The following is a 9,874-nucleotide window of genomic DNA, read 5'->3' as shown; positions in this document are numbered from 1 at the left end:
AGCATCTGCCTTACAAGCAGAGGGTCACAGGTTCGAGCCCTGTAGGCCCCATTTGAGTATTTTTTACAGAAAAGTGTATATACTAATTCAATAAGGGCGAATTCCCGAGTGGCCAAAGGGGACAGACTGTAAATCTGCTGGCAATGCCTTCGGTGGTTCGAATCCACCTTCGCCCATTTAAAATGTTAGTTGACAAAACATTTTAAACCATTTATAATTATATATTAGCGCGGGGTGGAGCAGTCTGGAAGCTCGTCGGGCTCATAACCCGAAGGTCGTAGGTTCAAATCCTGCCCCCGCAATTTTTTTTGCAAAAACTTAACCCTATGGGCGTGTAGCTCAGTCGGTAGAGCACTTGACTTTTAATCAAGTTGTCCCGGGTTCGAATCCCGGCACGCTCATTGATGCCCAGATAGCTCAGTTGGTAGAGCAGAGGACTGAAAATCCTCGTGTCGTTGGTTCGATTCCGACTTTGGGCATTTAGCACTTATCCTTAATGGATGGGTGCTTTTTTATTGCCCAAAAGTACATAAATACGTTATTTTAGGGAATTTATCCACAGAGAATTTATTTTAAATAGATAGGTGGGAATTGCAGTTTTCAACAGCAATTATTTCATGTGCAATGTGTTCATATTTTTTAATGGTTTCTATACTTTCATGCCCCATTAAAATGCTCAAATCGTAGACACCAGTATTTCCCGTTCTGTGATAGTTATCAATATTTTGAAAATATACCCCAAGGGGACTAAACGGTCTTTGCAACCCTTCCCAGTGACTTGTAACGCACCACGGTCAAAATCCAGCCCTTTTTTTACTAATGTGCATACTTCATTCTGCCTAAGACCAGAATCCAGCATTAAAGCGATTATAGCCTTATTTCTGGCAGTCAGCCAAGGGACAGAGCATTTTGCAGAATCCAATAAATATTGTATCTCAGCAGAAGAAAGCACATGGACATTCTTTTTGGGAGGTTTAGGAACCTTTATCTTTACCGGGTCAAAGCTAAGACCATATTCAGCATGCACCCATCTAAGGAATATACGGGCATTTCTGACATATGTAGAAATAGTGGCCTTGGAAAGTGAATGGTGAAGCAATACCATGATAATTGGTACGTTTAGCAGACTTAAGGGACTCACGCAATTGGACACAAAAATATGTTGCAAGCTATTTATGTGTAACTCAAAGGTCATATGGACATTACGAAAATGGCACTCGTTCACTGCCTTTAGAGCATTTGATAAAACTAACCGAGTTATATGGTGTAAGCTCTGATTATATATTAGGTATAACAGATGAAAAAAAGCCGTATTCCAAACCCAAGAAAAGGAAGTATTATGTTGTAAAGATATAATCAAATATAGTATGATAGGTTTGCTGTCTACCCTATACCGCACAGCGGAAAGAGGGTGTGCAACATGTCCGATGTATTAAACTTCCTGGTTTCGGTTATGGCAAGTGTAGCTGGTTACTACATATGCAAATGGTTAGATCGGAACCGTAAAGACAGCTAACCAAAAATAAGCCCCAAAGACTGGTACTCTTTGGGGCTTTGTTTAGTGCAACATGTGTACTAAACTTCCTGGTATTATTATATTATACCAATCCTGCCAATATGTCAAGTAGCCTTAAATGGCTTAAATATACAGCCTTTTAATTAAGTTGTTCCGGGTTCGAATCCCGGCACGCTCATTGATGCCCAGATAGCTCAGTTGGTAGAACAGAGGTCTGAAAATCCTCGTGTCGTTGGTTCGATTCCGACTTTGGACATTTAGCACTTATCTTATTGATAGGCGCTTTTTTGTTTTATTGTAAGATTTCCTTCATTGTAAAAATGTCGGAAGTCTGATAGTATAAATAATGTTTTAGGAATTTGATATGCTATTAACAAATCATACAACAAATGATACCAGGGGAAAATAAATGAGCAGACGGCGTAAAAAAAAGGACTCACCAATTAAGACCGTATTTTTGATTATTATGGCAGCCATTATTATGATAGCAGCCGTATATGTAATCATGTCCGTGGTTGGGAAAATCCGGTCGGATTATAAAAATCTGGATTTCACTACAGAGGAAAAGGAGATGCCTTCTATCACCATAGATACAAAGGATGAGCCAAAGGCCGGATGGAATGAGACGGATAAAGGTTGGATGTATTATCTGGATGAAAAGGAATATGTGACAGACCAGTGGAAGGATATAGAGGGTTTCCTCTATTATTTTGACAGTGATGGTATTATGGCTACCGGAGAGTTGAAACAGGAAGGTCAGACATATACCTGCCATGATACAAAGGGATATCTGAAGAATATCCAGATTGATCCGGACTATGTACCTGAAAGCACTGGTGAAAACCTGGACAGTCTTGTGAGGACCAATGCATTCTGGTGTTATCTGAGGGCTGAGGACACAGGACTTTTTAAGACCATTCTGTACCGCAAGACAGTGGAGAACAAGGTAGTGGTGCTGGGAGAGGAGAGTGCTCCTGAAAAGACCACAAGGAATTCTATGCGTGCTTACGGTGATTACGTATATTTCCTGCCTAAGGTAAAGGAAAGCCAGAAACAGGGCCTTTCTGAGGCCGAGAGGGGGCTTTGTGATAAGCTGTTCAGGATGAGGCCGGGAAGTGATACCAAAGAATTGATAGCTGAGAATGTGGATGGCTATATGGTACTGGGTGATATTATCTATTACTCTCAGGGCGGTAAAATTTATCAGACTACCTCGGGCACAGAGGTTGCTACCGGGGAGGCCAGGTATTCGGTGGTTATAAAAGATGGAAATTGTTATCTGGTAGATGACATGGGAAATCCCGCAGTGGCTGAAAGCGGCAGCAGCGTCAGCATAGGAGACCGGGTTTACAGGATTGAGGAAGATGGAAAGATAAAATATGTAAAACACGGCCAGGTAACCATTGACGGAAAGACCTATTATCTGGGCGGCAGCGGAACTAAATCTTCTGTCTGCGTAAAAAGCGATGGGAGCGATACTGCTGTTATCAGGGAAAATTATGGTGTACAGAGCTATTGTATTGTGGATAACCAGATCTACTACAGCAGTTATGTGGATAAAGGTACCGGCGGAGAGTGGTACAGCCAGATTTTTAAAGCTGGTTTGGACGGACAGAATAAACAGGCAGTGTCAGAGCGTTTCCCTGGTGTCATGCAGAATATGTATTACTATGAAGACGAGGGCCAGATATTCGGGGAATACAATCCTGCTATCTGGAAACAGGCGTATGGAACCGTTGTCATGATAGCAAGAGATGGGGGAATTTATCAGATAGAGGATGCATCCGCACGTACAGGTAAGCATGTGGACGGAAATGACATGCTGGAAATTATAATGGCCAGGGACGGCAAGGTCATCTGCCTGTGGCATGATTGCCAATGGGAGAGAAACAGCGGAATAACCAGTATCCTGTGGAGTAAAGCCATTGAGCTCAATGCAGGGGACAGACGCCTGATTGATATGGTTCCCTCAACAGAATCCGCAGAGAGCAGTGAAGCCCAGGAGCCAGGTGACATAATCCAGCCAATTGAGACTATGCCGCCTGCTTCCACAGAGACTGTCTCACCGGTGGAACCTTCTATCAATAACGACCCTGTCATCAGCACGGAGGGACCTCATACAGATACAGCTGTGCCCACGGTTCCGGCGCCTGCTCCCACGGTTCCGCCGGTGACGGAACCATCTGCTGAGGTGAAGATAGTGCCGTTGGGATAAAGAGGGAAACCGGTATTAGCGGGGTTCATCCTCATCAAAATCTACTATCACATAGAATCCCCGGGAATTTTCGCGGATGTCTTTTACAATTCCGTATTCGGATTTAATGCGGTAACGGGCGGCGAAGCAGCCGGACATGGCTACAGCCGGATCAATGATATAGCTGTAGCTGCTGGTTCCTTCCCGCTCGATTATTTTTACTTTATCTCCTTTATTTACAAGTCCCTGGCGTTCCATTTTAAATTCAATGGTTCTCATTGATACCTGCTTCCTTTCCTACTTCATCACATACCATATTGATATAATCAGATAAGGTACTGTTCTGGCAGCCTACAATGTAATGATTGCATCGGTTGACCGGAATCAGTATCTTATATGCTTTACTGATGCCTATGGCTGTGGCCATGGCAGGCGTAATCTCCCCCAAAAGGGAATTAGCCATGACAATTCCGATAGGGCCGATGATGATATCTGCGTCCTGTGCATTGACAATAACCGGATTCTCACCAGTAGCGCCATAGGTGGCGCCTGCTTTGAGCATGGCGGATGTGGCGATGCTGTTTGTTCCGATGGCATATGTCTCCAGGCCTGGAAAACGCTTTTTCAGCTGTTCGATAACTGATTTACCCATCTTCCCGCCCTGTCCGTCTATGATGACAATTTTCATGGATTCACCTTCTTTTCTTTTGTGCTGGGTATATTTTAACAGAAATACAGGGGAAAGTAAATGTTATCCACAGATGGGCGGAGTATGAGGGTGGAATTGTGGATAAAGATGAGCGGAACAATCTTATATGGGAATAAAAAGCCTTGGAAGCCGGTCTTGACAAATCAGAGTCAGGTGATATAATCAAGAATAGCAATAAGCAGCAAAGGCATTGAGGGAAACAGTAGTCAGTGGGAAGTATCCAGAGAGCAGGCCGGTTGGTGGAATGGCCGCATACCAAAGATTGACGAATACCAGTCCTGAGCCGCGTCAGGGATGTCCGGACATGTGTTACAGCACAAAGAAGGATGGGAAATGGCGCCGTACCCCGCGTTAAGGGATAAATGAGTGAAAATCAAGGTGGAACCGTGTGAATGCACCCTTGGACATAAGAATATGTCCAGGGGTTTTTATTTTCCCATTTTTTCACAGGATTCCGGCAGCGGACATATTCAGAAGGAATGTTTTTCAGCAGAACAGCCGGAATCATCATATCAGAATAACACCAAAGAGATGGAGCCTGAAATGGCCCATAGAAGAAAGGAGATTCGTATGAAGATCATTTTACCAGACGGAAGTGTACAGGAAGCTGAGGATGAATTAAGGGCCATACGCCATACGGCATCCCATGTGCTGGCACAGGCAGTGAAAAGATTGTATCCGGATGCAAAGCTGGCTATTGGACCGGCTATTGATGACGGCTTTTACTATGATTTTGACAGGGAAGGAGGCTTCACACCTGAGGACCTTGAGAAGTTAGAGGCAGAGATGGCTAAGATTGTAAAGGAAAATCTTCCGGTTAAGCCTTTTGTGCTTCCAAGGGCTGAGGCTGTCAGGTTCATGGAGGAAAAAGGCGAGCCGTATAAGGTAGAGCTTATCGAAGATCTGCCTGAGGAGGAGACTATAAGCTTTTACCAGCAGGGCGAATTTGTGGACCTGTGCGCAGGACCCCATATCATGTATACAAAGGGTGTAAAGGCATTTAAGCTTACGAGTATTGCGGGCGCGTACTGGCGAGGCAGCGAGAAGAACAAGATGCTTACCAGGATTTACGGAACCGCGTTTGCCAATAAGACAGACCTGGAGAGCTACCTGACCATGATGGAGGAGGCAAAGAAGCGTGACCACAGGAAACTGGGCAAGGAGCTGGGTCTGTTCATGTTTGCAGAGGAAGGACCTGGGTTCCCATTCTTCCTTCCAAAGGGAATGACGTTAAAGAATACCCTGATTGATTACTGGCGTGAGATTCATTACAGGGACGGCTATCAGGAGGTTTCCACTCCTATTATTCTGAGCCGTAAGCTGTGGGAGAATTCAGGACACTGGGATCATTACAAAGACAATATGTACACCACGGTCATTGACGAGGAAGACTATGCTGTCAAGCCTATGAACTGTCCGGGAGGAATGCTGGTTTATAAGAATCAGCCCCACTCTTACCGCGACCTGCCTTTAAAGGTAGGCGAGCTGGGACTGGTTCACCGCCATGAGAAGAGCGGACAGCTCCACGGTCTGATGCGCGTGCGCTGCTTTACCCAGGATGATGCCCATATCTTTATGAGGGACGACCAGATTGAGGATCAGATTAAGGGCGTAACAAAGCTGATTAATGAAGTGTATACACAGTTTGGCTTTGAGTATTTTGTGGAGCTGTCCACCAGGCCCGAGGATTCCATGGGTTCTGACGAGGATTGGGAGATGGCTACAAACGGCCTGAGGAAGGCGCTGGAGGACATGGGCCTTGATTATATTGTAAACGAGGGCGACGGCGCGTTCTATGGTCCTAAGATTGACTTCCACCTGAGGGATTCCCTGGGCAGGACATGGCAGTGCGGTACCATCCAGCTGGATTTCCAGATGCCTCAGAGGTTTGACCTGGAGTACACGGCTGAGGACGGTTCCAAGAAGCGTCCAATTATGATTCACCGCGTATGCTTCGGATCCATTGAGCGTTTCATCGGCATCCTGATTGAGCACTTTGCAGGCAAGTTCCCGGTATGGCTGGCTCCGGTACAGGTTAAAGTAATTCCTGTTTCTGAGAAGTCTATGGATTATGCAACCGGTGTATATGAAAAATTAAAGGCTGCCGGCATCCGCACAGAGCTGGATCACAAGGACGAGAAGGTAGGCTACAAGATCCGCCAGGCACAGCTGGAGAAGGTTCCCTATATGCTGGTTCTGGGTGAGAAGGAAGCGGCAGAGGGAGCAATCACGGTGAGAAGCCGGGATAAGGGCGACCTGGGTGCTGCGGGACTGGATGCGTTTATTGAAGATATTAAAAAGATGATTCAGACAAAAGAGAAATAACAACCGCAAAAAGGCGCTTAAGATAAGGTTATATCCGTATCTTAAGCGCCTTTAAGCAAATATGACTATTGGAGAAAGGGAACCTATGCCATGGGAACAAGTCCGCCCATATCCATCCGCAATTCTGCGCAGTACAGCACCGGATGTATTCCCGGCAAGTGTTTCTATGGTTAATGCTGTAATATCATCGACAACACATTTGTCAGCTTTTATACAGACCTGTATTGCATTGACGAGACAGTTTTGGGATTCTTTGTTTTTGCCGGCTGCCTGAATCTCATGGTAGATTTGGTTTGCAATGCTCTGGCAATGGTCTCCTTTTGCTTCACATCATCTTTCCAGGTTATTTTAAGTTTCACACCGTTTTTTTTATATCATGAGTTTAATTCCGTACCAGGCTTCCATCCGTCCTCACGGTCACAACCTGCCACGGAATGAATTTCCCGCTGGCCTGGAGGGCGCGTTTCGCGGCATTTTCAATACCGCCGCAGCATGGAACTTCCATGCGGACAATGGTGACATCCCTGATATCATTGAGACGGATGATTTCCGTCAGCTTTTCAGAGTAATCCACCATATCCAGCTTTGGACAGCCGATGAGTGTGATGCGGCCGGCTATAAAGTCATTGTGGAAATTACCATAGGCAAAGGCGGTACAGTCAGCTGCTATCAAAAGGCGGGCATCCTTAAAATAGGGAGCCTGGACAGGAGCCAGCTTAATCTGCACAGGCCACTGGGTCAGACGGCTTTCCGGACATTCTCTGTGAAGGGGGGCGTCGGAAGGGGACAAGTTCCGGCTCTGGTGCATACGGGCTTTTACGGCTGCCTCATCATAGGCAGCTGCCTCCCTTTCCTCAAAGGTAATGGCCCCTGTAGGGCAGGTGGGCAGACAGTCGCCAAGTCCATCGCAGTAATCGTCCTTTATAAGCCTGGCTTTGCCATCTACCATTGCAATGGCGCCTTCATGACATGCGTCAGCACATGCGCCGCATCCGTTGCACAGGTCTTCATTTATCTTAATAATTCTTCTGATCATTCTTTTATCCTCCTCGTTATGAGTACTTTAGCCAATGGATGTTATGATAGAAGTATACAATGAAGAGGACGGATTGTATGTTGTTACAACAACATTTCATATGTGGATTTTTACCATTTTTTAAAGCAGGCATGACAGCGGGAAGATTATGGCGATGGCCGGAAGGATATTTAAGACTTTGGTCCGTTTGATGCCTGCAATTTTTAATCCCACTGCCAGGGTGATGATCCCGCCGCAGGCCTTAAAATTAGCCAGCATGGTATCAGTGACCAGGGGGAGTATGTAGGAAGCTCCTCCAAACAGAAGGATGCCCACGGCAAATTGCGGAACTGCGATAAAGCCTACCAGATAGCCTGCGGTGGTTCCGAAGATAATGGCTGTAAAGAAATCCATGACAGCCTTGGCATAGAGGATGGAATGGTCGCCGGTCATGGCTGAATTCATGGCGCCGAATACCCCGGTGCCGCTGAAGCAGAACAGGATAATCATGCTGATTAATACATCCATCTGTTCGTCATCCAGGTTCACGGGAAGTTTTTGCTCCAGCTTGTGAAGCCCCTTTAACAGATTATCCTCCAGGTTCAGAAGTTCTCCTATGACCGTTCCCACGATAAGGGCCAGTACCACGGCTGACAGACTTTTTAACATGATAATAAGGCTGATTCCCATGGTGATGGCCGACAGACCAAAGATATTGGGCAGGGCTTCTTTTAATTTCTGTGGAAAATAATTTTTTAAAACTGCCCCCAGGATACCTCCCAGGAATACGGCAGCGCAGTTGGTTATGATTCCATATGGCATAGGGCATTTGTCTCCTTGTTTGATTTTAGATGTAATGTTTACTTTGTTGGTTTCCCGGTATCAGCGTGATTTTCCATTCTTTGATATAATTCCTGGAACATTTCCATAAATTTACCAACCTTTTCAGTAGGGATATCCTGAAAGGTATATTCCTCCAGTCTGGCAAATGCCTCCGTTACCTCCCTGCCCATTTCCCTTCCGCGGTCAGTCAGAAAGATATAAAAAGATCGCCGGTTGCCGTCCGTTCTTCTGCGCTCAATAAGGGATTTTGCCTCCATGCCGTTGAGTACGGAGGTGAGGGTAGCGGCTTCTATATGGCAGGCATTTGCTATTTCTTTTTGGTTTGCCCCATCGTGTTCCATGAGATAGTCCAGGACCTTGGGCTGTCCGGGAGTCAGCCCAGTATGGTACAGTTCCGCCATGAGCTGCTTCAGATATATGGCATGGCCTGCCATTAAAAGATAGTGAAATGTCATGAATATACGGACCGCCTTTCAAAATATTTAGAATGCTAATGATTATAATTCAAACTATATACTGTGTCAATTGGATTTTGCCTATGCTGCCGATATTTATTACTTTCCCCGTACTTTACAATCTTCTTAAATTTTATCATATATCAATATTAATTTATCGAATATCAATAAAAATGTATTGAAAAATAGTATAAATGGTGTTATATTCCAAGTAAGGAATCTCAAGTAAGAAATTCCAGGTGAGGCTTTTACCAGGGTAACCCGCAAGCCCCACAAGCCCTTTTGCAGGGCACATAAGCAATACAGAAAGGTGGATTTAGTATGAATATGCGTTTGGTAAGGTTTACAAAAGGGCTTCTGGACATCATGTTTTATGTGGGGATGGCTATAACAGCGGCAATTCCGCTTATTTTCCATTATGTAGGTATGTATATAGAGAAATTCAGGACCTACTACGTGGTTCAGTGTGCGCTTTACATGGCGTCCGGGGTGCTGGCTCTTTTGCTGGTGCTGGAGTTGCGGCGGATGTTTGCAACTGTGCTGGCAGATGACGCATTTGTGATGGAAAATGCGGCATCCTTAAAACGAATGGGGAAATGCAGCTTTCTCATAGCCGTTCTGTCTGTTCTCCGCCTTTTTGTGGCGTTTACTCCGGCCACAGCAGTGATTATTATTGTGTTTTCAATCGCAGGCCTTTTCTGTTTTGTGCTTTGTCTGGTATTTGAACAGGCGATCCGCTACAAGCAGGAAAATGACCTGACCATAATGATCTCTCGGAATCTTGAGTGATCATGCCAGCAAAACTCTGGCATTGAAC

At 45.3% G+C, this 9,874-nt stretch carries 10 protein-coding genes and 4 tRNA genes; 8 read left to right on the top strand and 6 right to left on the bottom strand.

The genetic code is table 11. The annotated features are described in order from the left end of the window. The first annotated feature begins 94 nt into the window (after positions 1–94). The 4 genes from LI015_RS27520 (at position 95) to LI015_RS27505 (ending at position 479) form a co-directional block, all read left to right on the top strand. Positions 95–176 (top strand) — tRNA-Tyr (locus LI015_RS27520). Between the two features lie 52 nt (positions 177–228). Further along, a tRNA-Met gene (locus LI015_RS27515) sits at positions 229–302 on the top strand. Positions 303–328: 26 nt separating this feature from the next. Further along, positions 329–401 (top strand) — tRNA-Lys (locus LI015_RS27510). Positions 402–406: 5 nt separating this feature from the next. Next, positions 407–479: transfer RNA gene (locus LI015_RS27505), tRNA-Phe, on the top strand. 197 nt (positions 480–676) lie between these two features. Here LI015_RS27505 and LI015_RS29125 read toward each other — a convergent pair. Continuing rightward, the gene (locus tag LI015_RS29125; RefSeq protein WP_227126737.1) at positions 677–1,105 is read right to left on the bottom strand and encodes a tyrosine-type recombinase/integrase; all 429 of its coding nucleotides are present in this window, start codon (positions 1,103–1,105) and stop codon (positions 677–679) included. Positions 1,106–1,110: 5 nt separating this feature from the next. Here LI015_RS29125 and LI015_RS28915 point away from each other — a divergent pair, with 5 nt between their 5' ends. Both LI015_RS28915 and LI015_RS27490 read left to right on the top strand, forming a co-directional pair. After that, the gene (locus LI015_RS28915; RefSeq protein WP_227126736.1) at positions 1,111–1,356 is read left to right on the top strand and encodes a helix-turn-helix domain-containing protein; all 246 of its coding nucleotides are present in this window, start codon (positions 1,111–1,113) and stop codon (positions 1,354–1,356) included. A 569-nt stretch (positions 1,357–1,925) separates the two neighbouring features. Further along, the gene (locus tag LI015_RS27490) at positions 1,926–3,731 is read left to right on the top strand and encodes a DUF5050 domain-containing protein (protein ID WP_227126735.1); all 1,806 of its coding nucleotides are present in this window, start codon (positions 1,926–1,928) and stop codon (positions 3,729–3,731) included. Between the two features lie 15 nt (positions 3,732–3,746). Here LI015_RS27490 and LI015_RS27485 read toward each other — a convergent pair whose 3' ends face one another. Further along, positions 3,747–3,989: a hypothetical protein gene (locus tag LI015_RS27485; protein ID WP_002565746.1), complete on the bottom strand. Its 243-nt coding sequence runs from the start codon at positions 3,987–3,989 to the stop codon at positions 3,747–3,749. Further along, positions 3,976–4,398: a DUF3842 family protein gene (locus LI015_RS27480; RefSeq protein WP_002565747.1), complete on the bottom strand. Its 423-nt coding sequence runs from the start codon at positions 4,396–4,398 to the stop codon at positions 3,976–3,978. The genes LI015_RS27485 and LI015_RS27480 overlap by 14 nt, the downstream gene beginning before the upstream one ends. A 591-nt stretch (positions 4,399–4,989) precedes the next feature. Between LI015_RS27480 and thrS the strand changes: the two genes are divergently transcribed. After that, entirely contained in the window at positions 4,990–6,744 is a 1,755-nt protein-coding gene (thrS, locus tag LI015_RS27475) for a threonine--tRNA ligase (RefSeq protein ID WP_002565748.1), read from the top strand. A gap of 382 nt (positions 6,745–7,126) precedes the next feature. Here the strand turns inward: thrS and LI015_RS27470 are convergent, their stop codons facing one another. The 3 genes from LI015_RS27470 to LI015_RS27460 form a co-directional block, all read right to left on the bottom strand. After that, entirely contained in the window at positions 7,127–7,780 is a 654-nt protein-coding gene (locus tag LI015_RS27470; RefSeq protein WP_002565749.1) for an ATP-binding protein, read from the bottom strand. Positions 7,781–7,900: 120 nt separating this feature from the next. After that, positions 7,901–8,581: a DUF554 domain-containing protein gene (locus tag LI015_RS27465; RefSeq protein WP_002570823.1), complete on the bottom strand. Its 681-nt coding sequence runs from the start codon at positions 8,579–8,581 to the stop codon at positions 7,901–7,903. Positions 8,582–8,619: 38 nt separating this feature from the next. Next, positions 8,620–9,057 (bottom strand): MarR family winged helix-turn-helix transcriptional regulator, encoded by a 438-nt coding sequence (locus tag LI015_RS27460; protein ID WP_002565751.1) that lies wholly within the window; start codon positions 9,055–9,057, stop codon positions 8,620–8,622. A gap of 321 nt (positions 9,058–9,378) precedes the next feature. Here LI015_RS27460 and LI015_RS27455 point away from each other — a divergent pair, with 321 nt between their 5' ends. Continuing rightward, a complete protein-coding gene (locus tag LI015_RS27455; protein ID WP_227126734.1) occupies positions 9,379–9,846 on the top strand; it encodes a DUF2975 domain-containing protein in 468 nt (155 codons plus the stop codon). Positions 9,847–9,874: the final 28 nt, after the last annotated feature.

This window comes from Enterocloster sp. 210928-DFI.2.20, from assembly GCF_020554465.1.
Lineage (GTDB): Bacteria > Bacillota > Clostridia > Lachnospirales > Lachnospiraceae > Enterocloster > Enterocloster bolteae.
Note: the sequence above shows the minus strand (reverse complement) of the source record. Positions and strands in the feature narration are given on the sequence as shown.

What these genes read in the sequence shown, in the direction of transcription:
- thrS (WP_002565748.1), top strand. Translation starts at nt 4,990, where the DNA reads ATGAAGATCATTTTACCAGACGGAAGTGTACAGGAAGCTGAGGATGAA.
- LI015_RS27465 (WP_002570823.1), bottom strand. Translation starts at nt 8,581, where the DNA reads ATGCCATATGGAATCATAACCAACTGCGCTGCCGTATTCCTGGGAGGT.
- LI015_RS27470 (WP_002565749.1), bottom strand. Translation starts at nt 7,780, where the DNA reads ATGATCAGAAGAATTATTAAGATAAATGAAGACCTGTGCAACGGATGC.
- LI015_RS27480 (WP_002565747.1), bottom strand. Translation starts at nt 4,398, where the DNA reads ATGAAAATTGTCATCATAGACGGACAGGGCGGGAAGATGGGTAAATCA.
- LI015_RS27455 (WP_227126734.1), top strand. Translation starts at nt 9,379, where the DNA reads ATGAATATGCGTTTGGTAAGGTTTACAAAAGGGCTTCTGGACATCATG.
- LI015_RS27490 (WP_227126735.1), top strand. Translation starts at nt 1,926, where the DNA reads ATGAGCAGACGGCGTAAAAAAAAGGACTCACCAATTAAGACCGTATTT.
- LI015_RS29125 (WP_227126737.1), bottom strand. Translation starts at nt 1,105, where the DNA reads ATGGTATTGCTTCACCATTCACTTTCCAAGGCCACTATTTCTACATAT.
- LI015_RS27460 (WP_002565751.1), bottom strand. Translation starts at nt 9,057, where the DNA reads ATGACATTTCACTATCTTTTAATGGCAGGCCATGCCATATATCTGAAG.
- LI015_RS27485 (WP_002565746.1), bottom strand. Translation starts at nt 3,989, where the DNA reads ATGAGAACCATTGAATTTAAAATGGAACGCCAGGGACTTGTAAATAAA.